The organism is Streptomyces sp. NPDC045968 (genome assembly GCF_056430475.1).
Window position 1 is genome coordinate 35,187 of record NZ_JBWKLF010000004.1, and the last position, 21,454, is coordinate 56,640.

Sequence of the window (21,454 nt, forward strand, 5' to 3'; positions counted from 1 at the left end):
GGGGAAGCGACCCCGTGGAACGGGATTTCGCGGGAGGCGGAACGCTTCGGCCGACGTGCCGGGGCCGGGCCTCCTAGGCTGGGGAGGTGAGCAGCCACGAGTCGAACCACGCCCGCGTCATTCCCCTGCGCCCGGTCGGCGGCACACCGGCCCCGGCCCCGGCCCCCGCCCCCGTCGCCAAGGAGCCGCTTCTGCGGCACGTCGTCGGTGACGTCCTGCGCCGTGAGCGGCAGGCCCAGGAGCGCACGCTGAAGGACGTGGCCGATGCGGCGCGGATCTCGATGCCGTACCTCTCGGAGCTGGAACGGGGCCTGAAGGAACCGTCGTCCGAGGTGCTGGCGGCAGCCGCCCACGCCCTCGGTCTCGGCCTCGCCGATCTCCTGGCCCTGTCCCACCGCGAGCTGATCCGCCTGTCCCGGGCCGATCTGGCGCCGGTCCGCCGCCCCGGCGCACCCTCGCGCCTGGCACGGCAGTCCCCGCGCCAGGGCGAGGTGCGTCTGGCGGCCTGACGGGGCTACCGGGGGGCGTTCGCGGCTTCCTCGGGGGTCTCGTACCCCTTGATCACGGGGTCCTTCCCGAGCGGATCGTTCTCGCAGCCGAGGGCGTCCGTGGCCTGCCGTGCCAGGAGGTACAGGAAGTGGATCTGGCGGTCCCGTACCTCCTGCTTCACCGCCGTGCCGACGTACGCCGTGTTCGCGACGTCCGCGACGAGGAGGTTCTGCTGCGAGAGTCTGCTCAGTTTCCCGGGCAGGGTGCACCGCATCCGAAGCGTGGACAGCGTTTCGTCGGACTCCCCGTAGAGGCCGTTGATGTTGTAGTAGGCGTGAGTGTCCCCGGGACGTCCTGAGCCCTTCGGGCTCTCCCGGGACGTCCAGTGGAAATCGACGCTCAGGGTGTCGCTTCCGGTGCCCCTCGGGTAGGTCAGGGAGAACGAGCACATCGGCGTCCGGTACTCCGTGCGTCCCGGCTCCTCGCGCGCCCGCAACTCCTCCTTCAGCCCTTCGGCGAGGTCGGGGGTGGCCTTCTCGGTCCTGGTCCGGAACTGATCCGTATCGAGCAACTGCCGTACGAGCTTTCCCTCGCGGGTGCTGGGGGCGACCTCGCAGGGGCGACTGACCGGCGGCTCAGGCTCCTCCGACGTGCAGGCGGGCGCAGTCAGCGCGAGTGCGGCGAACACGGCGCATGCCTTCAGCGACCGGCGGACTTTCGGATCAGAGGTGCGTGAGGGCCGCATTTCGCCCGGCGTCGTGGCCGTCGCGCACATTGTCCCTCGCCGACTTGAAAGCCCCCGAATCCGAAATGCCATTGTCTTCGCCCCACTTGTCGATGATCTTGTTGGTGCCGTCCATGCCCACGGCGAAGTTGTCGCTCGCGTCCTTCTTGCCCTGGGCCTCCGCCGCGTCGACGACATCCTTGGTCCAGTCGTAGGCGACCGCGTCGATGATCGAACCGCCCACGGTGCCGAGGACCGGGACCTCACCGATGAGACCATTCGCTCCGGCGGCCGAATACGCGGCGGTGTCTTCGGCCCACTCCGCCTGGTCCTTCTCCTTGTCGTCGTACACGTCGGCGCCGATACCGTTGAGCGCGCCCATGGCGCCACCGATCTGACTGCCGCGATGGTCCCAGTCCGCGCTGGCACCATGCGTCTTGTCGCCGGTGTACGGGGGAGCCGTGGCGAGCTCGTCAGCGACGTAGGCCCGCTCGGTCTCGTACAGCAGGGCAAAGGATGGCGCGTCTTCCGCGATACCGCGCATGACACGGACAAGGCTGCCCTGCCCCACGGCGAGATGGGACTTGTCGCCCGACCCGTTGATGGAATCCTGGCCCGCGATCCCGCCGTACGCCGACTCCTGGCCGTTCAGAATGATGTGCGTGTCCGCCACGTAGTCGGTGAGCGCCCTCGCCATCGGCTGGCGGATGTTCTCCAGGTCCTTCGGGAACTCGTCGCCGCCCGCGTCCTTGTCCAGGAACCGGATGGCGTTGTGCATGACGCGTGCCTGGCCCTCGGAGTGCGGACCGGGTTCGCCGGGCTTGCCGCCCGGCTCGTGGCCGGTGGAGGCGGCCTCGATGGCGGCTCCCAGGCCCGCGGCCTTGTCCGGATCGGGTACGTCCATGGTCGCCCCGCCGGGCGCCAGAACGCTGTCGTACGGCCACTCGCGCTTGTTGAGCAGGTATTCCAGGTGGTCGTTCTTGTTCCCCTCCGCCTTGGGGTCGAGGAAGTACTCCGCCGATTCCGGGTCCTTGCTCATGATGCCGAGCAGGTCGTCCAGCGGGTCGATGGAAAGACCGGGGCGGGTCGCGTCGAAGGCGTGCGCACGCCGGTCCGGGTCCTCGTTCTTGATGATGTCGTCGCCGACGTCATTGAGGAATTCCTTGCCGTATCCGTCCCCGTGCTTCAGCAGCGTCACGAACGCCTGGTAGCCGGACGTGACCGATACTCCCTTGTCGATCCGGTCCGGACCCACCCCCTTCAGCCCGTCGACGAAGGGCTTGTAGGCGTAACTGTTCGGGTCCTTGGTGCCGGAGGCGACGGTGTTGGCGAGGCTTTCGGAGATCGAGTTGTAGAGCTTCTTGTCGCTCGCCGACACGCCCGAATCGCTCGCCGCGAGGTGCATCCGGTCAGCGATCCGCACCGTGTCCTCTGCGCCGAGCGCGTGCAGGTACGCCTCGCTGAAGTTCTTGTCCTTGGCGTTCTCGCGCATGACATCGCGATAGTGCTGCAGTTCCTTGTCCGAGGCCTCGCCGGACTTGACCTTCTCGGTCAGGGCGAGCGCCTCCACGGCCTCGACGTCCCCGACCGGCTTGGCGTTGAAGCCGAAGGGCGCCGTGCCATCGGCGCCGGAGGCGTTCAGCAGGGCGACCTTGACGTCCTGGTCGAATTCGTTGACCGCCTTCACCGCAGCACCGATATTGCTGGTGTAGGACATCTCGACGTTTCTAAGATCAGGGTCGTGACGGACGCTGTTCGCCGTCTTCGCGTCCACCTTGCTGTAGTCGTAACTCGCCACGCCGCTGTCGGAGACCTTCATCCCGGCCTTGACCGCGTCCGCGACAGCGGATTCCACCTTCGCCTTGAGGTCGGTGAACTGCCCGTGGGCGTCCCGGAGCAGCGACTCCATGGCGAGGGCTTCCTTCTGCGCCGCGTCGTACTGGCCGCGGGTCACCGCGAAATTGGGGGCGGCGATCGACGCGCACTCCCCGAGCCATTTGTCGCCCTTGGTGACGCTCTGCACCTCTTCCGCGTACATGTCCTCAAGCTTCTTCAGCTTGCCGGCCATGTCCTTCCAGCCGTCCGCGGCCGTGGTGAGCTCGGAGAATTTGACGTGCAGGATCTCGTAATAGCTGGGCATGGTTCCCCCTCGAATGCCGGAAAGTCGTGAACGCTCTTAGATTCCGGACACTCGGGACTGCAACGGGATGAAACCCTGCCCCGTGGATATGTCCTGGTTGGTGAACAGCGTCGACGTGCTCCGCAGGCTGTTCTTCTCGCTGTTCAGCCGTCCCATGAGCCGCTTCACCTGGGTGTCCCAGTGCGCGTGGGCCTTCTTCAGGCCGGCTCCGGTGTCCCAGTCGCTGAACTCGGTGATCGCCTTACGGGTGGACTCGTCGGCCGCGTCGGCGGCCTGCTTGGTCCCGGGCTCCAGCTTGGTCTCGATGGCGTTCGCCGCCTTCTTCTTCGCGGCGGGGGCCGTGGCCAGGTCCGGCGTGGAACCCGTCGGCCCCGTCGGTCCCGAGCCATCGGCCGGAAGCTGGTTCAGCCGCGTGTGTGACGACTGCTGCTCCGAGACGGCCTGCTTCTGCCGAGCCCATTCCTCGTCGAACGACACCTGTTCCCCCTTGTTGAAGCCTGACTGAGGCCCCGGGCGTCGCGGTGAGCGACTCCCGGGGCCCAGTTGCTGAGGGAAATATCGGTGCAGGGGCCCACCGAATCCGGCGGCGTGCCCCCGACGTCAGGGTCCCCCCGTCGACGTACGTCTTCGTGATCCACTTTAGTCAGCGGGCGCGGGTGCGCAAACTCTCGGGTTGCACACGCAATGAGTGCTGTCCGTTCACGAATTGGGCACGGCGAGGGGGGCGGGCAGCCGCTGCGGACCCTATTCGGGCGCGGGGGCGATTCCCGTCGGGCAGGAGCGGCCCCAGTTCGTCTCCGAGGGGGCACTCAGCTTCGCGCCCGTACCGCCGATACCGCAGTAGCCGTCCGGGTTCTTGTCCAGGTACTGCTGGTGGTACGCCTCCGCGGGCCAGAACGTGCGGCCCTCCGCCGGAAGGATCTCCGTCGTGATCTCGCGGAAGCCGGCGCCCGTCAGGACCTGCTGGTACGCCTCGCGGGAGGCGGCCGCCGCCTCGGCCTGCTCGGGGGAGTGGGTGTAGATCGCCGAGCGGTACTGCGTACCCACGTCATTGCCCTGGCGGAAGCCCTGGGTCGGGTTGTGGGACTCCCAGAAGAGCTTCAGGAGCTCGGCGTACGAAACGGTCTTCGGGTCGAAGACGACGCGGACCGCCTCCGTGTGACCGGTCAGACCCGAGCAGGTCTCCTCGTACGACGGATTCTCCGTGTATCCGCCCTGGTAGCCGACCAGGGTCGTCCACACGCCCTCCGTCTGCCAGAACTTGCGCTCGGCCCCCCAGAAACAGCCCAGTGCGAAGTCGGCGACCTCCAGGCCCTGCGGATACGGGCCCACCAGGGGGTTGCCGAGGACCGTGTGGCGGGAAGGGACCGTGAATTCGGGGGTGGGACGGCCGCGCAGCGCCTCCTCGGGGGTGGGGAGCTGGGGGGTGCGGTGATTCAGGAACATGCGGGGGCTCCTCCGGGGCTGGGTGTGCAGTCCTTACAACACGAGCGGGACGCCGTGGATTCCGGCGCCCCTTCCCTGGCGCCGGCTAACCGGGCAGCGTCGCCGGGCTGCCGCCGTTCGCCTCGTAGCCCGCGACCGCGAGAGCCCGGTAGACGGTGTACTCGGCGGCCGGGTCCGGGTCCTGGGTCCACGGCAGGGCGCCCACGTGGCCGTCGATGTGCACGAGCTGGTTCATCGCCTCCGACCAGCGTTCCATCCGGACGAGGAACATCACCAGCAGATGGCGGACGTGGGCGAGCATCGGATCGTCGGCGCGGGCCGCGTGCACCGCGAACAGCGCGCCCTCGACCGCCTTCGTCACCACGACACCCCGGTAGAAACCCTGCACCAGATTGACCTCGGGCAGGTGCTCGTACACCGCGAACAGCGGCAGCGCCGCCAGCAGTGAGCCGCGCGGGGCACGGGCGGCGGCCGCGGTCGCGAAGCGCTCGGCCTCCTCGCGGGAACCGTGCCACTTCTCGCACCAGAAGTGCAGCGCCGCGATGTGCGCTCCCATGTGCGCCGGCGCCCGGTCGATGATCTTCGCCCAGAGCTGGTCGAACTGCTCGTGGGAGTAACCGAGTCCACGGGCCACGGCCAGTTCGGCGATGTACGGGACGGGGTCGCCAGGCGCCAGCAGAGCGGCCTCGCCGCAGACCGTACGGGCCTCCTCCAGAATGATCCGGAAGTCGTCCTCACCCGCACCGGAGGAACGCCACGCCTGCTGCACCAGGAACTCCGCGTGCACCGCCGCGCCGCCCGCGTCCTTCGGGGACTCCGCCCGCCACGCGCGCAGCCACGCGCCGCCGACGCCCGGCTGCCGCATCAGTTCGAGCGAGGCCGCACCGGCGAACGCCTGCACCCGCTGCCACCGCACCTCGCTCTCCTTGGGTGTGCCGGCCAGCAGCTGGGAGGCGGCCCGCCAGTCCTGGGTGGCCTGCACGACGTCCAGGACATCGATCAGGTCCTGGTCCGGCCCCGGCATCCGGACGTCCAGCTCCTCCTGGCGCAGGAATCCGTACGTGTCCGGGTCGGCGGCGTCGGGGGAACCGGGCGCGACCTGACGGATACCGCCCCGACGGCGCAGCACGAAGGGGCCGACGACGGCGGCGAGCATGCACAGCGCGATCAGGAACCAGAGAATCTCCATACGGCCATTGTCCCCGTACGGCGCAGTGACCTGTGAGCGCCCTCGTGACGAACTACGCTCGGACCTCATGAGCGACCAGCACAGCTTCGAGACTCTCGCGATCCATGCGGGCAACACCGCCGATCCCCTGACCGGCGCCGTTGTTCCACCCATTTATCAGGTCTCCACGTACAAGCAGGACGGCGTGGGCGGACTGCGCGGCGGCTACGAGTACAGCCGCAGCGCCAACCCGACCCGTACCGCACTGGAGGAGAACCTGGCGGCCCTGGAAGGCGGTCGCCGCGGACTCGCCTTCGCGTCCGGCCTCGCCGCCGAGGACTGCCTGCTCCGTACGCTGCTGACGCCCGGCGACCACGTGGTCATCCCGAACGACGCCTACGGCGGCACGTTCCGGCTGTTCGCGAAGGTCGCCTCGCGCTGGGGCGTGGAGTTCTCCGTCGCGGACACCTCGGACGTGGGTGCGGTCAGGGCCGCGATCACGCCGCGGACCAAGGCGATCTGGGTGGAGACCCCGTCCAATCCGCTCCTCGGTATCACGGACATCGCGGCCGTCGCCGGAGTCGCCCGCCAGGCGGGTGCGCGGCTGGTCGTCGACAACACCTTCGCGAGCCCCTACCTCCAGCAGCCCCTCGCCCTCGGTGCGGACGTCGTGGTGCACTCCACCACCAAGTACATGGGCGGTCACTCCGACGTCGTCGGCGGTGCGCTGATCGCCAACGACCCGACGCTGGCCGAGGAGCTGGCGTACCACCAGAACGCGATGGGCGCGGTCGCCGGACCGTTCGACGCGTGGCTGGTGCTGCGGGGCATCAAGACCCTCGCGGTCCGCATGGACCGGCACGACGAGAACGCCACCAAGGTCGCCGACCTGCTGACCCGCCACCCCAAGGTGGACAGCGTCCTGTACCCGGGACTGCCGGAGCACCCCGGGCACGAGATCGCGGCCAAGCAGATGAAGGCGTTCGGCGGGATGGTGTCCTTCCGGGTCGCGGGCGGCGAGGCCGCGGCGGTCGAGGTCTGCAACCGCGCCAAGCTGTTCACGCTCGGCGAGTCACTGGGTGGCGTCGAGTCGCTCATCGAGCACCCGGGCCGGATGACGCACGCCTCCGCCGCGGGCTCTGCGCTGGAGGTCCCGGCCGACCTGGTCCGTCTGTCCGTCGGCATCGAGAACGCGGACGACCTGCTGGCCGACCTCACCCAGGCGCTCGGCTAGAACGGCGGGCTTCGTGTCCGGCGGTCGTGAGCGCACTGCCGACCGCCGGGCGGCCCGTCCCCTTGGACTCAGACGCCGGCCTTCTCGTCCTCCAGGGAGGCGCGGACCTCCGCGCGCAACTCCGGGCTGTCGGTGTGCTCATGGACCGAAACAGCGTGCTCGGTGGCGGCCCGTACGACTTCGTCCTCCTCACCGGAGATGGTGAGGCTGCAGTTCGAAACGCTCGGGTACTTGCGGCAGTCGGCGATCTTCCTGGTCATGACGGCCTCCTCGGCTCGTACCGCATGCCGGCCCTTCCAGAATAGGTCCGGCACGGCTCACCGCGCGGGCGGCCGCCTCACCAGCCCTCCAGCGGCGGTGTCGTCCCCGCCGGCGGAATCTCCCAGGGCCGGGTCACTCCCGCCCACACCACGAACGCCACCACCGCCGCGCACATCAGGCACACCGCCAGCCGGCGCGCGGCGCGGTGGCGGCGCAGGATCCGGGCGCCACGCTCCGCCGACCGCAGCGCCAGATCGGCGGGCACCTGGGGACGCGGTTCCTCCAGCATCCGGCGGACCTCGTCCACCTTCCGGTCGGGACGGTCACGGCGTGCGCTCATCGTGTGCCCCTCAGCAGCCGTGCGGCGGGGCGGTCCGGGCGCCTCGGCGGCTCCGGGGGCGCGTACATCGTGACGACGGCCCTGGAGCAGATCGCCCGTACCCGTTCCGCGGGCAGACCGAGGAGCGCGGCGGTCTGCTCCTCCGCGACCCCCTCGTACAGACGCAGGACGAGGACCAGGCGCTCCTGCGGGGCCAGCCGTTCCAGCAGACCGCCGCGCGGCCGGTGGTGGCGCCACGCCTCGCGCGCGAACCGGGTGACGAGCTCCTGGCGGGTCCGGTCGTACGGGTCCTCGCCGCGCGGGTCCCACCGCGCGTACGTGTGCGCCAGCGCCGAGGTCAGTAGCCGCAGGGCCCGGGGGTTCGCCCCCGGCGGCTCGGCGGGCTCGGCCGTGAAAAGGGTGGCGGTGTGCAGCAGCCGGCCTGCCGCGCCCGCGACGAAGTCCTCGAACTCCTGGGCGCGGCGGCGTTGTTGACGGGCCCGCCGCTCTCGCATACCCCATCGGAGACCCGGCGGGAGCCCCGGGTCAAGAGGCGTGCGCGACCGGGCCCGCGGTCAGTCCTCCGGCTGGGCCTGGTGCGCGGCCTGGCGCGCGGCCAGTGCGGCGTTGAACCGGGTGAGCAGCGTGCAGAACGTGTCGCGCTCCTCGGTGCTCCAGTCGTCGGTCACCTGCGACATCAGCTCGCGCCGCGAGGAACGGACCTCGTCGAGACGGGCCTGCCCGCGCGGGGACAGCTGGAGCACGACCGCGCGGCCGTCCTCCGGGTGGGAGGTGCGCTTGACCAGACCGGTGTCGACGAGGGGCGCGACCTGGCGGGTCACGGTGGAGGAGTCGATGCCCATGCCCGCCGCCAGCGCCTTGACGCCCATCGGGCCTTCCTTGTCCAGCCGGTTCAGGAGCAGATAGGCGGCCCGGTCCATGGAGTTGCGGACCTGGCCGACACCCCCGAGGCGGGTCTGTTCGGCACGGCGGGCGAAGACGGCCACCTGGTGCTGGAGCGCGTCGAGAAGGTGGTCGGTACCCGGGTCGCCGGGGGCGGCGCCCCCGGTAGGAGACGCAGCAGTCGTCATGTCCTGAGGGGGCATGGCCGGGCTCTCTTCGTGCGGTGTCGGATGAGTGGGGGACAGAGTACGCGGCCACGGGGCAACGCGTACCAGCGCTGCACAAACCTGTGGACAACACCGCAGTCCGCCATGAGACGAGTCGGCCGCGCCCGGCCCGAGCTGCAAGACTTGCTGTCATGACCTTCCGTACGTCCCGCCCCTTTCCTCCCGTGATCCTCGACGATGTCCGCGGGGCGTGGAAGATGCTCTCGGGCGTGGCCCGCGTGACCGCGATGGAGGGCAGCCGGTACCTGACCGAGCTGGTCGGCGCGCCGGTCCACCTCAAGTGCGAGAACCTCCAGCGCACCGGATCGTTCAAGCTGCGCGGCGCGTACGTACGGATCTCGGGGCTCACCCCGGAGGAGCGGGCGGCCGGAGTGGTCGCCGCGAGTGCCGGAAACCATGCGCAGGGTGTCGCACTCGCCTCTTCGCTGCTCGGCGTACGGTCCACGGTCTTCATGCCGGTCGGCGCACCCCTGCCGAAGGTCTCGGCGACCCGTGGTTACGGCGCGGAGGTCCGGATGCACGGCCACGTCGTCGACGAGACGCTCGCCGCCGCCGAGGAGTACGCGGAACGGACCGGCGCCGTCTTCATCCACCCGTTCGACCACCCGGACATCATCGCCGGGCAGGGCACCGTGGGCCTGGAGATCCTCGAACAGTGCCCCGAGGTCCGCACCATCGTCGTCGGGATCGGCGGCGGCGGCCTCGCCGCGGGCGTCGCGGTCGCCGTGAAGGCGCTGCGCCCCGACGTCAGGATCGTCGGTGTGCAGGCCGCGGGCGCGGCGGGCTATCCGCCCTCGCTGGCCGCCGGCCACCCCGTGGCGGTCGCCTCGCCGCAGACGATGGCCGACGGGATCAAGGTGGGACGCCCCGGCGACATCCCGTTCCGGCTCGTCCAGGAGCTGGTCGACGAGGTCCGTACGGTCTCCGAGGACGAGCTGTCCAGCGCGCTGCTGCTCTGCCTGGAGCGGGCGAAACTGGTCGTCGAACCGGCCGGGGCCAGCCCCGTCGCGGCGCTGCTCAGCGACCCCGGGGCGTTCACCGGGCCGGTCGTCGCGGTGCTGTCCGGCGGCAACGTGGACCCGCTGCTGATGCAGCGCGTCCTGACCCACGGCATGGCGGCGGCGGGCCGCTATCTGAGCCTGCGGCTGAGGCTGACCGACCGCCCCGGCGCGCTGGCCACCCTCCTCGCCGCGCTCTCCGTCGCCGACGCCAACGTCCTCGACGTGAGCCATGTGCGGACCGATCCGCGCCTGGGCCTCACCGAGGCGGAGGTCGAACTGCATCTGGAGACGAAGGGCCCCGCGCACTGCGAGGAGGTCGCGGCGACGCTCCGGGACGCCGGCTACCTGGTGATGACCTGAATCCCCGGTTTCACCGCGCGCGCCGGGCGTGACGTCCCTAGGATCTGCACAGGAAGTCACCCAAAAAGCAACTGGGGGGAATCCCACATGCCAGGCGCCATATATGCCGAAGGTCTGGTGAAGACCTTCGGCGATGTACGAGCACTGGACGGCGTGGACCTGGAGGTGCCGGAAGGCACGGTCCTCGGCCTCCTCGGGCCCAACGGTGCCGGAAAGACCACCGCCGTGCGCGTCCTGACGACACTGCTCCAGCCGGACAGCGGCACGGCGGTCGTGGCGGGCATCGACGTACTGAAGCATCCCAACGAGGTGCGCCGTTCGATCGGCCTCTCGGGCCAGTTCGCCGCGGTCGACGAGTATCTGACCGGCCGCGAGAACCTCCAGATGGTCGGGCAGCTCTACCAGATGAGCGCGCGCGACGCGAAGGCCCGGGCGGGGCAGCTCCTGGACCGGTTCAACCTCGCCGACGCGGCCGACCGGACCGCCAAGACGTACTCCGGCGGTATGCGCCGGCGTCTCGACCTGGCGGCGGCGCTCGTCGTCTCCCCGCCCGTCATGTTCATGGACGAGCCGACGACCGGACTCGACCCGCGCAACCGGCAGCAGCTCTGGGAGGTCATCCAGGAACTCGTCGCGGGCGGTACGACGCTCCTGCTGACCACGCAGTATCTGGAGGAGGCCGACCACCTCGCCGACGACATCTGTGTCATCGACCACGGCAAGGTCATCGCGCGCGGCACCTCCGACGAGCTGAAGGCCCGCACCGGCGGCGAGCGCGTGGAGGTCGTCGTCCACCAGCGGGACGAGATCGAACGCGCCCGCGAGGTGCTCACCGCCCTCGGCGAGGGCGAGGTCTCCGTCGCCACGCACACCCGCAAGCTGACCGTCCCGGTCAGCGGCGGGGCCAAACTGCTCGCCGAGGTCATCCGCGACCTCGACGCCCGCGGCGTCGAGATCGACGACATCGGTCTGCGCCGCCCCACCCTCGACGACGTCTTCATGTCGCTCACCGGCCACGCCGCGGAGCTGGAGACCAACGGGGAGAACGGCAAGGAGGCCGTCGCATGACCGCCGTAACGGACGCCGCCGAGGTGCACACCCGCAGACCGCGCGGCGGTCTCGCGCAGTCGGTCACCGACTCGCTCGTCGTCGCCAAACGCAATCTGATCCGGATGACGCGCATCCCCGAGATGGTCATCTTCGGACTCATCCAGCCGATCATGTTCGTGGTGCTGTTCAGCTATGTGTTCGGCGGCTCCATGAGCGTCGGCGGCTCCACCGACCCGGCGCTCTACCGGGAGTTCCTGATGGCGGGCATCTTCGCCCAGACCGTCACGTTCGCCACGGCCGGCGCCGGGGCGGGCATCGCGGACGACATGCACAAGGGGCTCATCGACCGGTTCCGCTCCCTGCCGATGGCGCGTGGAGCGGTGCTCACCGGCCGTACGCTCGCCGACCTCGTACAGACCGCGCTGACCGTCGTCGTCCTCGCGATCGTCGCCCTGCTCGTCGGCTGGCGCGTCCACGAAGGTCTCGCGAAGGCACTGGCCGCGTTCGGGCTGCTGCTCTTCCTCGGGTACGCGTTCTCCTGGATCGGCGCGCTGATCGGACTCTCCGTACGCACCCCCGAGGCGGCCACCTCCGGCGGGCTGATCTGGCTCTTCCCGGTGACGTTCATCTCGAACGCCTTCGTGGACTCCAGCCAGATGGCGTCCTGGCTCCAGCCGATCGCCGACTGGAACCCGTTCAGCGCGACCGTGCAGGCCTGCCGCGAACTGTTCGGCAACCCCGGCGTGTCGCAGTCCGACGCCTGGCCGATGCAGCACCCGGTCTGGGCGTCCCTGCTCTGGTCCGCCGTGATCATCGTGGTCTTCCGGACCCTCGCGGTCCGCAAGTACCGCTCGGCGACCGCCTGAGTTCCGCGCCCTGACACGACGAAAAAGCCCCGGCCGTGTACGCACGGCCGGGGCTCTCTGTTCGTCAGGGGACGGTTCAGCCGGTGTACGGCTTCGCCGAGAGGATCTTCACCTTGGCCGTCTTGCCGTTCGGCAGCTCGTACTCGGCGTCCTCGCCCATCCGCTTGCCGTTGACGCCCGTGCCGAGCGGGGACTGCGGGGAGTACGTCTCGAGGTCCGAGCTCGCGTACTCGCGCGAGGCGAGCAGGAACTCCAGGGTGTCGTCCGGGTCACCGTCGAAGGCGATCGTCACGATCATGCCGGGCTCGACGACGCCGTCGTCGGCAGGGGCCTCGCCGACCTTGGCGTTCTCCAGGAGCTGCGTCAGCTGGCGCACCCGGAGCTCCATCTTGCCCTGCTCCTCCTTGGCCGCGTGGTAGCCGCCGTTCTCCCGGAGGTCACCTTCCTCACGGGCCGCCGCGATCTTTACGGCGATCTCCGTGCGCGCGGGACCAGACAGGTACTCCAGCTCGGCCTTGAGCTGGTTGTACGCCTCCGGCGTGAGCCAGGTGACGTTATCGCTGGTCTGGGTCACAGGGTGCTCCTCGTCGGTACTGGGAATACAAAGCATCGCCCTACCCAGAAGCATGTGCGTCCACGGGTGGGCGAAACCACGAGCCTAACAATTCCGCAGGAAAAGGGGGAGAAGGTAAACGGCTTGCGCGCGGGACCGGGCAGGTCAGCGCGCCGACCCGCCATCCGCGGTGCAGCCCATCAGCTCGACCGCGGACGCCCTGGCCGTCGTACGCAGGGAGACGACCTCGTCGATCCTGTCCCTCCGCTCGTCGAAGCGGAAGTCCTTGCGGGCGACCTCGTTGCCGTCCTCGCTCAGCGAGCGCAGGGTGCAGTAGCCGCCGGCGTCCCGGTCCTTACGGACTTCGAGGTGGGCCTCGACCCGGGTGTCGGAGACGACCTTGGACTTGATGACCTCGGCGCTGATGTCCTGGCCGCCGACGTAGTCGACGCCGATCCAGACGATCACGCCCAGCAGGCCGGCACCCAGCGCGGCTCCGATGATCTTGAGCTTGCGGTCGGCGCGCTGATCCTCGGACCGGCCGTAGCGCCCGTCGGGCACCGCCTCGCGTACCGCCGTCATGATCGTTCCTCCTGTGCCGGGGATCGAGGAATTTTCCGCCCCCCGGTTCGGTCACTATAGAAGCCGCACATCGCGACCAATCACTGAGGATCGAGTCTTGACTGAGCAGCTGCGCCTGATGGCCGTTCACGCCCACCCCGACGACGAGTCGAGCAAGGGCGCGGCCACCATGGCCAAGTATGTGTCCGAGGGGGTGGGCGTGCTGGTCGTGACCTGCACCGGGGGCGAACGCGGCTCCATCCTCAATCCGAAGCTCCAGGGGGACGCGTACATCGAGGAGAACATCCACGAGGTGCGCAAGAAGGAGATGGACGAGGCCCGGGAGATCCTGGGCGTCGAGCAGGAGTGGCTCGGCTTCGTCGACTCGGGTCTGCCCGAGGGCGACCCGCTGCCCCCGCTGCCCGAGGGCTGCTTCGCACTGGAGGACGACGAGACGGCGGCGGGGCGTCTTGTCGCGAAGATCCGTGCGTTCCGGCCGCAGGTCATCACCACGTACGACGAGAACGGCGGGTACCCGCACCCCGACCACATCAAGACCCACACCATCTCGATGATCGCCTTCGACGGGGCGGCGGACACCGAGAGGTTCCCGGAGGACACGTTCGGTCCGGCGTGGACGCCGCAGAAGCTCTACTACAACCAGGGCTTCAACCGGCCGCGCACGGTCGCCCTCCACGAGGCGCTCCTGGCCCGCGGCCTGGAGTCCCCGTACGGGGAGTGGCTGGAGCGCTGGAAGGAGTTCGTGCGTGAGGAGCGGACGCTGACCACGTTCATTCCGTGCGACGAGTTCTTCGAGATCCGCGACAAGGCGCTCATCGCGCACGCGACGCAGATCGACCCGGACGGCGGCTGGTTCCGGGTTCCGATGGACGTCCAGCGCGAGGTCTGGCCGACCGAGGAGTACGAGCTGGCGAAGTCTCTGGTCGATACATCCCTCCCCGAGAGCGACCTCTTCGCGGGCATCCGCGACAATGCCTGATATGTACGCGACCCAGGCACTGACCCACCTCGTCCCTCTCGCCAAGGAGGTCGACGACAACAAGGTGACTCCCGGCGTCCTCGGCTTCATCGTCTTCGCGGCTCTCGCCGTGGGCGTGTGGCTGCTGATGAAGTCGATGAACCGCCACATGGGCAAGGTCGACTTCGAGGAGGCGCCGGACCCTGATGCGGAACCGGCGACCGTTTCCGGCTCCGCCGCCGGTAAGTAGGCCCACCACCTGACCCGTGGTGGGTCGGGTGGGGTCCCTCCGGAGTGTCTCCTCGGGGCGGGCGCGGCACCCGGGTCCGCAATGCGGCCCGGCTCCTACGCCCGCCCCTGCGGGGACCCTCCTGTACGGCAGCCCGTCCGGCGCTTGAGACAGAACCCCCGCACCGGCGACCCTCACGCACGCTCCACCCGCACACCCATGACCTCCCGCGCATGCCGTGCCGGCGTCAGGCCCAGGCGCCACGCCTGCCAGCCGTCCTCCAGGTCCACCCCCCGGTTCAGGATCACGGCGAACGCCTCGCCGCAGTCCTCCAGCTTCGGGTCCCGGCTCGGGTGCCCGGCGGCCAGCAGCTCCGCCAGTTCCTGCTGGGCCACCGCCGTGCCCACCTCACTGCCGCCCGGTGACGCGTACGGCAGCAGCGTGCACCGCAGGAAGCGCGCCCAGTCCCCGCCGCGATCGTCCCCGTACGAGGCGAACAGCAGGGCCGCCTCGTCGCACAGGGCCAGCGCCTGACCGGCCCGGTTGTTGCCCGCGTCGATCAACGCCAGCTCCAGACACGTCCAGCCCTCCCCGTGGGCGACGCCGATGCGCCGGAAGTCGGCCCGCGCGTCCACCAGGAGCTGGCGGGCGAAGCCCGAGTTGCGCAGGTTCCCCGTCCGCGCCGCCCGCTGGTCGCGGGTCACCCGTCCCGAGTGGTGCCGGGCGCACGCCAGCCCGTACACATCGCGCATCCGGGAGAACATCGTGCGCGCCCGCTCCAGCTCGCGTACGGCCTCGTCGGCGTCGCCGGTCTCCTCCAGCGCCTGGCCCAGGTAGTACCGCGTCCACGCCTCGCCCCGGGCGTCCTCGTTGTCCCGGTGCCGGGACAGGGCCAGGCCCAGCTGCTCCGCCGCGGGCTCCGGGTCGCCGTCGAGGAGCCGGGCCCGGGCCAGCTGGGTCAGGGCCCAGGCCGTGCCGCGCTCGTCGCGGGTGCGCCCGTAGAGGTCGAGCGCGGTCCGCAGCGCGTCCTCCGCCCGCGCGACCTCGCCCATGCGCAGACAGACCTGGCCGAGCTGGAAGTGCGTCCACGCCTCGCCGTGCAGGGACTCGCCCTCCCGGTGCAGCGTCAGCGCCGTGTCGAGCAAAGTGAGGGCCTCCGCCAGATTGGCGCGGTCGCGCTCGACGGCGGCCAGGGCGTGCAGGGACCAGGCCCGGTCCTCGGCCTGCTCGTCGGAGGACTGAAGGGCGAGCGCCTCGCGCAGTCGCGCGGAGGCCTCCGTGAGGTTGCCCTGGTGGTGGAGGGTGATGCCGAGCGAGCAGAGCGCCAGCGCCGCGCCCGCGTCGTTCTGCGCCTCGCGGTACAGACCGACGACGGAGGACAGCGTGGTGCGGGCCTTGTCGAGCTCGCCGAGCTGCCGGGCCGCGATGCCGGTACGCCACTGGACCGACCGCTCCAGGAGCCCCTTGTCGACGGCCTGCGTCAGCTCGCTGATCTCGCCGAGCCGGTAGAGGTCCCCGCGCAGCAGGCAGTAGTCGCACAGCGCGCCGAGGAGGTGGAGCACCGCGCCCTGGTCCACGTCCTCCGCGTGCCGCAGCGCCGAGGTGATGAAGCTCGACTCGTCGTCCAGCCAGCGCAGTGCCGCGTCCAGCGAGCTGAACCCATGGGCGCCGAACTGTCCGGCACGGGTGGACATCTTGCCGTCGACCATGCGGATCACCGCGTCGGCGAGCTCCGCGTAGCTCTGGATCAGCCGTTCCTGGGCGGCGGTGCGCTCGGCGGGCTCCTCCTCGTCGAGCAGCCGGGCCAGGGCGAAGCCCCGTACGAGATCGTGCAGCCGGTAGCGCGAGCCGCGTACGTGGGAGAGGAGGCCGGCCCCGGCCAGTGCCGTCAGCAGCCGCTCGGCCTCCTGTTCGTCGGTGCCCAGCAGGGCGGCGGCCGCCGCCGTGCCCAGGCTCGCCCGGCCGGCCAGGGCGAGCCGCCGCAGCAGCCGCCTGGCCTGTTCGGGCTGGTCGGTGTAGCGCAGCCACAGGGCGCGCTCGGCCGGTGCGACCGGACCGTAGGCGCCGAGGTCGGCGGCGAGGGCGCTGCGGGTGCGGGCGCCGAGCGCGGAGCCCGCTATGCGCAGCGCCAGCGGCAGCCCGCCGCACAGCTGCACGACGGTGTCCGTCGACGGGTAGTCGTACGGCCCGCCCTCCTCCTCGTCGCCCGCCTCGCGCAGCAGCTCCTCGGCGCCCGCCGCGTCCAGGCCGCCGACGGGCAGCTGGTGCACCCAGGCAGGGACGGAGCCGGGCAGGTCGAGCGGTGCGCGGGCGGTGACGAGCACCAGGCTGTCGGAACGTTCCGGCAGGAGCGTACGGACCTGGGCGGCGTCGGTGGCGTCGTCGAGGACGATCGTGACGGGTGTGCCGGTCAGGTGCTGGTGGTAGAGCTCGCTCAGCCGTCGTACCTGCTGCTCGGCGGAGGCCCTCTCCCGGAAGAGCAGCTGCTCGCGGGGGGCGCCGAGCCGGTTGAGCAGGTGCAGCAGGGCGTCGCGGGTCGGCAGGGGCGTCTCCCCGGCCACGTCACCGCGCAGATCGACCACGCACGCGCCCCGGAACTGGTCCTTGAGGGCGTGCGCCGCCCGTACGGCCAGTGCGGTGCGTCCGGTGCCGGGCGCACCGTGCAGCACGACGACCGTCGGCCTGGTCTCCGTCGCCGCGCGGGCCGTACGCACCCACTGGGCGATCTGCGCCAGCTCGGTACGCCGCCCCGCGAACGGGCCGTCGTCGTCCGGGAGCTGAGCGAAGGACTGCTGGAGGAGCGAGCGGGTGCGGGCCGCCGCGCTGCGATCCCCGCCGCGCAGCTGCGGTACGACGGAGGCGGCGGCCTTCTTCGCGGGGCGGGCGGCGGCGCCGAGCATCCGCTGCTGGTCGAGGTACGGGCGGATGCCCCGTACCTCCAGTGCCGCCAGCCACTGGAGTCTCAGCTGCTCGGGGCCGCCCGGCTGGTTCAGGGCGCCCGCCCTGCGGTGGGCGGCCGGCCAGTGGGAGACGGTCACCTTGGCGACGGTGGCCGCGGCACCCGCGACGGCGACGGCGGCGCCCGCGCCGGCGGCCAGACCGGTGGCCGTGCCGAGCGCGAGGTCCGCGCCGAACGCGGCCGCCGAGGCGACCCCCGTCACCAGCAGAGGTGTTCCGAGAGCCGCCCTGCTGAACCGCTGCGACAGCGGCCGCTGCCCCGTCTCCGCCGCGTCGAGCGCCTGCACGTACGCGGCGTACTCCTCGCCCGCACCGGCCGCCATGGTGTCGAGGGCGGCCCGCGCCCGCGCCATCAGCGCGCCGGAGTCGCTCCGCCCGCCGGTCCGGCGCGCCTCTTCCTCCACAGCGCGTACCAGGAGCCTTTCGGCTTCGGCCCGATGGCTGTCCCGCATGCGTCCCCCTCGGTCACCCGGTGCGGTCTGTGCGCGCGGGCGGTTTGCGCAGACTGCTTCCCCGTTTCTCCGTAGGCATGCCGACCGGCGCTCCCGGGGGCGGGTGCTCCCGGGGTGGCGAAAACCGGGATGCGATGCGTTCATCAGCCACGTAGTGTCGACGCCCGTGGAACCGCTCAGTGAAAGAGACATCAGGTCGTCCTTCGTGAACTGCACCAAGGGCGAGGCGGCGCGGCTCAAGCTGCCGCTCGACTTCGGTGAACTGCCTTGGGAGGACCTGGACTTCCTCGGCTGGGTCGATCCCGGTGCCCCGCTGCGGGCCCACATCGTGCTGCCGCGGGCGGACGGCCCCCTGGGATTCTCCCTGCGCGTGCCCGCCCTGCGGCGTACCAGCGCCGTGAAGTCCAGCCTCTGCCAGATCTGCCTTACGGGACACGCCTCCTCGGGAGTCACCCTGCTCGCCGCCCCCTTGGCGGGCGCCAAGGGCCGCGAGGGCAACACGGTCGGCATCTACATCTGCGCGGACCTCGCCTGCCCCCTGTACGTGCGGGGAAAGCGGCAGCCGAAGCTGCGGGCCGGGCGTTACGAGGAGTCGCTCGACGTGGAGGAGCGCGTCGCCCGCATGACGGCAAACCTGGACGCCTTCGCCGCCAGGGTGACCGAGGGGCGCGGTTCGGCGCTCTGACGTGGCGTGTGGTCGGGGCTCCGCCGCGTACGCAAGGATTGGGGCATGCCGAACCGACTCGCGCACGCCACGTCCCCGTACCTCCTTCAGCACGCGGACAACCCCGTCGACTGGTGGCAGTGGGAGCCCGCCGCCTTCGAGGAAGCCCGCCGGCGCAACGTGCCGGTGTTCCTGAGCGTCGGATACAGCTCGTGCCACTGGTGCCATGTGCTCGCCCACGAGAGCTTCGAGGACGAAGCCACCGCGGCCTATATGAACGAGCACTTCGTCTCGGTGAAGGTGGACCGCGAGGAACGCCCCGACGTGGACGCCGTCTACATGGAGGCCGTGCAGGCGGCGACCGGGCAGGGCGGCTGGCCCATGTCCGTCTTCATGACGCCGGACGGTGAGCCGTTCTACTTCGGTACGTACTTCCCGCCCGTGCCCCGGCACGGCCTGCCCTCCTTCCTGCAAGTGCTCGAAGGCGTCCACTCCGCGTGGACGAGCCGGCGCGAGGAGGTCGGGGAGGTCGCGGAGAAGATCACCCGCGATCTGGCGGCGCGCGAGCTCGTCTCCGGGGCGGGCGACGGGCTGCCCGGCGAGGCGGAGCTGGCGCAGGCGCTGCTCGGGATCAGCCGGGAGTACGACACCGAGAGCGGGTGGCTCGGTGGCGGCGACACCAAGTTCCCGCCGAGCATGCTGATCGAGTTCCTGCTGCGGCACCACGCGCGGACCGGGTCCGACGGGGCGCTGGAGATGGCCGAGGGCATCTGCGACGCGATGGCGCGCTCCAGCCTCTTCGACCAGCTGGGCGGCGGCTTCCACCGGTACGTACTGCGCCAGCGGCCCGGCGGTGCCCTGGTGCCGCACTTCGAGAAGATGCTGTACGACAACGCGCTGCTCTGCCGGGTGTACGCCCACGTGTGGCGGGCCACCGGCTCCGAGCAGGCCCGCAGGATCGCGCTGGAGACCGCCGACTTCATGGTGCGCGAACTGCGTACGGCGGAGGGCGGTTACGCCTCGGCGCTGGACGCCGACAGCGAGGACGGGGACGGCAGCCACGTCGAGGGCGCCTACTACGTGTGGACGGCCGCGCAGCTGCGGGAGGTGCTGGGGGAGGAGGACGCCGCGTTCGCCGCGGAGTACTTCGGCGTCACCGAGGAGGGCACCTTCGAGGAAGGGTCCTCCGTCCTCCAGCTTCCGCGGACGGGCCGGGACGCGGACCCGGCGCGGGTCGCCGAGGTGCGGGCCCGGCTGCTGGCGGCGCGCGGGGAGAGGGTGCGGCCGGGGCGCGACGACAAGATCGTCGCCGCCTGGAACGGCCTGGTGATCGCCGCGCTCGCCGAGACGGGAGCGTACTTCGAGCGGCCCGATCTGATCGAGCGGGCCACGGAGGCGGCCGACCTGCTCGTGCGGGTCCACCTGGGCGAGGTGGCCCGGCTGTCACGGACCTCCAGGGACGGGCGCGTGGGCGGGCATGCCGGAGTGCTGGAGGACTACGGCGATGTGGCGGAGGGCTTCCTCGCGCTGGCCTCCGTCACCGGCGAGGGTGTCTGGCTGGAGTTCGCGGGCTTCCTGCTCGACATCGTGCTGGAGCGGTTCGCGGGGGAGGGCGGTCAGCTGTACGACACGGCCGACGACGCCGAGAAGCTCATCCGCAGGCCGCAGGACCCCACCGACAGCGCCACCCCGGCCGGCTGGACGGCGGCGGCGGGCGCGCTGCTCTCGTACGCGGCCCACACCGGGTCGGAGGCGCACCGCACCGCCGCGGAAGGCGCTCTCGGGGTCGTGAAGGCGCTCGGGCCGCGTGCGCCCCGCTTCATCGGCTGGGGTCTCGCGGTGGCCGAAGCGCTGCTGGACGGGCCGCGCGAGATCGCGGTGGCCGGGCCGGTCGGCGGGGAACTGCACCGGACGGCGCTGCTGGGCCGGGCGCCCGGCGCGGTGGTGGCGGTGGGCGAGGGGGCGGCGGCCGGTACGGAGTTCCCGCTGCTCGTGGACCGGCCGCTGGTGGGCGGCGAGCCGACCGCGTACGTCTGCCGGCACTTCGTCTGCGACGCGCCGACCACGGACGCGCGGGAGCTGGCGCGCACGCTGGACGGCTGACGGCTGACGGCTGGCGGCTGACGGCGGCCGTCCCGGGCGGGCCCTTCAGGGCGGGCCCGTCCGGGACCAAGCCAGGACCTAGTACGCCACCAGCGAGATGCCGATGTAGTGCGCGGCGAAGGCGGCGAGGGTCAGGGAGTGAAAGACCTCGTGGAAGCCGAACCAGCGCGGTGACGGGTTGGGGCGCTTGAGCCCGTAGATGATGCCGCCCGCGCTGTAGAGCACGCCTCCGGTGATGACGAGCACGAGGACGGCGACGCCGCCGGTGCGCATGAAGTCCGGGAGGAAGAAGACCGCGGCCCAGCCCATCGCGATGTAGCAGGGGGTGTAGAGCCAGCGGGGGGCACCGACCCAGAACACCCGGAAGGCGATTCCCGCGACCGCTGCCACCCATACCGCCCACAGAAGGGGCCGCCCGGTGGAATCGGGGAGAAGGAGCACGGTCAGCGGGGTATAGGTGCCCGCGATGATCAGAAAGATGTTGGCGTGGTCGAGCCGGCGGAGCACGGCTTCGCCGCGCGGTCCCCAGGTGCCCCGGTGGTAGATCGCGCTGACGCCGAACAGCAGGCAGGCACTCAGGACGAAGACGCTGCACGCGACCCGGGCACGGGTGGTGTCGGTCAGTGCGATCAGGGTGATCCCGGAGATCAGGACCGCCGGGAACATTCCGGTGTGCAGCCAGCCGCGCAGTCGTGGCTTCACCGACGCGAAGTCGGGCTCGGTGATCACGGGCGCGGCGGCGGCGTCAGCGGCAGTCATACGAGCAT

Annotated in this window: 22 protein-coding genes; 9 read left to right on the forward strand and 13 right to left on the reverse strand. The window is 70.9% G+C overall.

The annotated features are described in order from the left end of the window. Positions 1-86: 86 nt before the first annotated feature. Positions 87-509 (forward strand): helix-turn-helix domain-containing protein, encoded by a 423-nt coding sequence (locus tag AC07FA_RS13085; RefSeq protein ID WP_479075241.1) that lies wholly within the window; start codon positions 87-89, stop codon positions 507-509. 5 nt (positions 510-514) lie between these two features. Here AC07FA_RS13085 and AC07FA_RS13090 read toward each other — a convergent pair whose 3' ends face one another. The 5 genes from AC07FA_RS13090 to AC07FA_RS13110 form a co-directional block, all read right to left on the reverse strand. After that, positions 515-1,177 (reverse strand): hypothetical protein, encoded by a 663-nt coding sequence (locus tag AC07FA_RS13090; protein WP_479075242.1) that lies wholly within the window; start codon positions 1,175-1,177, stop codon positions 515-517. Between the two features lie 34 nt (positions 1,178-1,211). Then, entirely contained in the window at positions 1,212-3,353 is a 2,142-nt protein-coding gene (locus AC07FA_RS13095) for a hypothetical protein (RefSeq protein ID WP_479075243.1), read from the reverse strand. Positions 3,354-3,389: 36 nt separating this feature from the next. Further along, positions 3,390-3,830, reverse strand: coding sequence for a hypothetical protein (locus tag AC07FA_RS13100; RefSeq protein ID WP_479075244.1), 441 nt, complete (start codon positions 3,828-3,830; stop codon positions 3,390-3,392). 267 nt (positions 3,831-4,097) lie between these two features. Next, positions 4,098-4,799: a peptide-methionine (S)-S-oxide reductase MsrA gene (msrA, locus tag AC07FA_RS13105; protein WP_479075245.1), complete on the reverse strand. Its 702-nt coding sequence runs from the start codon at positions 4,797-4,799 to the stop codon at positions 4,098-4,100. A gap of 85 nt (positions 4,800-4,884) precedes the next feature. Further along, on the reverse strand, positions 4,885-5,988 hold the full coding sequence (locus tag AC07FA_RS13110; protein WP_479075247.1) for a hypothetical protein: 1,104 nt from the start codon (positions 5,986-5,988) through the stop codon (positions 4,885-4,887). Positions 5,989-6,055: 67 nt separating this feature from the next. Here AC07FA_RS13110 and AC07FA_RS13115 point away from each other — a divergent pair, with 67 nt between their 5' ends. Then, on the forward strand, positions 6,056-7,201 hold the full coding sequence (locus AC07FA_RS13115) for a cystathionine gamma-synthase (protein WP_479075248.1): 1,146 nt from the start codon (positions 6,056-6,058) through the stop codon (positions 7,199-7,201). A gap of 68 nt (positions 7,202-7,269) precedes the next feature. Here the strand turns inward: AC07FA_RS13115 and AC07FA_RS13120 are convergent, their stop codons facing one another. The 4 genes from AC07FA_RS13120 to AC07FA_RS13135 form a co-directional block, all read right to left on the reverse strand. Next, positions 7,270-7,461: a DUF1059 domain-containing protein gene (locus tag AC07FA_RS13120; RefSeq protein WP_479075250.1), complete on the reverse strand. Its 192-nt coding sequence runs from the start codon at positions 7,459-7,461 to the stop codon at positions 7,270-7,272. A gap of 77 nt (positions 7,462-7,538) precedes the next feature. After that, positions 7,539-7,802, reverse strand: a complete 264-nt coding sequence (locus AC07FA_RS13125) for a hypothetical protein (RefSeq protein ID WP_479075252.1) — start codon at positions 7,800-7,802, stop codon at positions 7,539-7,541. Continuing rightward, positions 7,799-8,296 carry a sigma factor-like helix-turn-helix DNA-binding protein gene (locus tag AC07FA_RS13130; protein WP_479075254.1) on the reverse strand — a complete coding sequence of 166 codons (498 nt, stop codon included), beginning with the start codon at positions 8,294-8,296 and terminating at the stop codon, positions 7,799-7,801. The genes AC07FA_RS13125 and AC07FA_RS13130 overlap by 4 nt, the downstream gene beginning before the upstream one ends. Before the next feature lie 60 nt (positions 8,297-8,356). After that, positions 8,357-8,887 carry a MarR family winged helix-turn-helix transcriptional regulator gene (locus tag AC07FA_RS13135; protein ID WP_479075255.1) on the reverse strand — a complete coding sequence of 177 codons (531 nt, stop codon included), beginning with the start codon at positions 8,885-8,887 and terminating at the stop codon, positions 8,357-8,359. 155 nt (positions 8,888-9,042) lie between these two features. Here AC07FA_RS13135 and ilvA point away from each other — a divergent pair, with 155 nt between their 5' ends. From ilvA to AC07FA_RS13150, 3 genes are all read left to right on the forward strand, one after another. Continuing rightward, positions 9,043-10,272: a threonine ammonia-lyase gene (gene ilvA / locus AC07FA_RS13140; protein ID WP_479075257.1), complete on the forward strand. Its 1,230-nt coding sequence runs from the start codon at positions 9,043-9,045 to the stop codon at positions 10,270-10,272. 87 nt (positions 10,273-10,359) lie between these two features. Continuing rightward, positions 10,360-11,340 carry an ATP-binding cassette domain-containing protein gene (locus AC07FA_RS13145; protein WP_479075259.1) on the forward strand — a complete coding sequence of 327 codons (981 nt, stop codon included), beginning with the start codon at positions 10,360-10,362 and terminating at the stop codon, positions 11,338-11,340. Next, complete coding sequence (locus AC07FA_RS13150) at positions 11,337-12,188, forward strand: ABC transporter permease (RefSeq protein WP_479075261.1); 852 nt, start codon at positions 11,337-11,339, stop codon at positions 12,186-12,188. The genes AC07FA_RS13145 and AC07FA_RS13150 overlap by 4 nt, the downstream gene beginning before the upstream one ends. A gap of 76 nt (positions 12,189-12,264) precedes the next feature. Here AC07FA_RS13150 and greA read toward each other — a convergent pair whose 3' ends face one another. Then, on the reverse strand, positions 12,265-12,762 hold the full coding sequence (greA, locus tag AC07FA_RS13155) for a transcription elongation factor GreA (protein ID WP_479075262.1): 498 nt from the start codon (positions 12,760-12,762) through the stop codon (positions 12,265-12,267). Between the two features lie 144 nt (positions 12,763-12,906). Further along, on the reverse strand, positions 12,907-13,323 hold the full coding sequence (locus AC07FA_RS13160; RefSeq protein ID WP_479075264.1) for a DUF4307 domain-containing protein: 417 nt from the start codon (positions 13,321-13,323) through the stop codon (positions 12,907-12,909). Positions 13,324-13,420: 97 nt separating this feature from the next. On the opposite strand from AC07FA_RS13160, the gene mca reads away from it, so the two are divergent. Beyond that, the gene (mca, locus tag AC07FA_RS13165; RefSeq protein WP_479075265.1) at positions 13,421-14,302 is read left to right on the forward strand and encodes a mycothiol conjugate amidase Mca; all 882 of its coding nucleotides are present in this window, start codon (positions 13,421-13,423) and stop codon (positions 14,300-14,302) included. 1 nt (position 14,303) lies between these two features. Beyond that, entirely contained in the window at positions 14,304-14,531 is a 228-nt protein-coding gene (locus tag AC07FA_RS13170) for a hypothetical protein (RefSeq protein ID WP_479075266.1), read from the forward strand. A gap of 173 nt (positions 14,532-14,704) precedes the next feature. Here AC07FA_RS13170 and AC07FA_RS13175 read toward each other — a convergent pair whose 3' ends face one another. Beyond that, positions 14,705-17,920: a tetratricopeptide repeat protein gene (locus tag AC07FA_RS13175; RefSeq protein WP_479075267.1), complete on the reverse strand. Its 3,216-nt coding sequence runs from the start codon at positions 17,918-17,920 to the stop codon at positions 14,705-14,707. A 166-nt stretch (positions 17,921-18,086) separates the two neighbouring features. Between AC07FA_RS13175 and AC07FA_RS13180 the strand changes: the two genes are divergently transcribed. Then, the gene (locus tag AC07FA_RS13180; RefSeq protein WP_479075268.1) at positions 18,087-18,605 is read left to right on the forward strand and encodes an FBP domain-containing protein; all 519 of its coding nucleotides are present in this window, start codon (positions 18,087-18,089) and stop codon (positions 18,603-18,605) included. Positions 18,606-18,650: 45 nt separating this feature from the next. Then, positions 18,651-20,687 (forward strand): thioredoxin domain-containing protein, encoded by a 2,037-nt coding sequence (locus AC07FA_RS13185; RefSeq protein ID WP_479075270.1) that lies wholly within the window; start codon positions 18,651-18,653, stop codon positions 20,685-20,687. Positions 20,688-20,765: 78 nt separating this feature from the next. Here AC07FA_RS13185 and trhA read toward each other — a convergent pair whose 3' ends face one another. Continuing rightward, on the reverse strand, positions 20,766-21,446 hold the full coding sequence (gene trhA / locus AC07FA_RS13190; RefSeq protein WP_479075272.1) for a PAQR family membrane homeostasis protein TrhA: 681 nt from the start codon (positions 21,444-21,446) through the stop codon (positions 20,766-20,768). Positions 21,447-21,454: the final 8 nt, after the last annotated feature.

Bases quoted from the DNA above. Each gene is read 5' to 3' on its own strand.
- AC07FA_RS13095 (WP_479075243.1), bottom strand. From the start codon at position 3,353: ATGCCCAGCTATTACGAGATCCTGCACGTCAAATTCTCCGAGCTCACC.
- msrA (WP_479075245.1), bottom strand. From the start codon at position 4,799: ATGTTCCTGAATCACCGCACCCCCCAGCTCCCCACCCCCGAGGAGGCG.
- AC07FA_RS13110 (WP_479075247.1), bottom strand. From the start codon at position 5,988: ATGGAGATTCTCTGGTTCCTGATCGCGCTGTGCATGCTCGCCGCCGTC.
- AC07FA_RS13115 (WP_479075248.1), top strand. From the start codon at position 6,056: ATGAGCGACCAGCACAGCTTCGAGACTCTCGCGATCCATGCGGGCAAC.
- AC07FA_RS13120 (WP_479075250.1), bottom strand. From the start codon at position 7,461: ATGACCAGGAAGATCGCCGACTGCCGCAAGTACCCGAGCGTTTCGAAC.
- AC07FA_RS13125 (WP_479075252.1), bottom strand. From the start codon at position 7,802: ATGAGCGCACGCCGTGACCGTCCCGACCGGAAGGTGGACGAGGTCCGC.
- AC07FA_RS13130 (WP_479075254.1), bottom strand. From the start codon at position 8,296: ATGCGAGAGCGGCGGGCCCGTCAACAACGCCGCCGCGCCCAGGAGTTC.
- AC07FA_RS13135 (WP_479075255.1), bottom strand. From the start codon at position 8,887: ATGCCCCCTCAGGACATGACGACTGCTGCGTCTCCTACCGGGGGCGCC.
- ilvA (WP_479075257.1), top strand. From the start codon at position 9,043: ATGACCTTCCGTACGTCCCGCCCCTTTCCTCCCGTGATCCTCGACGAT.
- AC07FA_RS13145 (WP_479075259.1), top strand. From the start codon at position 10,360: ATGCCAGGCGCCATATATGCCGAAGGTCTGGTGAAGACCTTCGGCGAT.
- AC07FA_RS13150 (WP_479075261.1), top strand. From the start codon at position 11,337: ATGACCGCCGTAACGGACGCCGCCGAGGTGCACACCCGCAGACCGCGC.
- AC07FA_RS13160 (WP_479075264.1), bottom strand. From the start codon at position 13,323: ATGACGGCGGTACGCGAGGCGGTGCCCGACGGGCGCTACGGCCGGTCC.
- AC07FA_RS13170 (WP_479075266.1), top strand. From the start codon at position 14,304: ATGTACGCGACCCAGGCACTGACCCACCTCGTCCCTCTCGCCAAGGAG.
- AC07FA_RS13175 (WP_479075267.1), bottom strand. From the start codon at position 17,920: ATGCGGGACAGCCATCGGGCCGAAGCCGAAAGGCTCCTGGTACGCGCT.
- AC07FA_RS13185 (WP_479075270.1), top strand. From the start codon at position 18,651: ATGCCGAACCGACTCGCGCACGCCACGTCCCCGTACCTCCTTCAGCAC.
- trhA (WP_479075272.1), bottom strand. From the start codon at position 21,446: ATGACTGCCGCTGACGCCGCCGCCGCGCCCGTGATCACCGAGCCCGAC.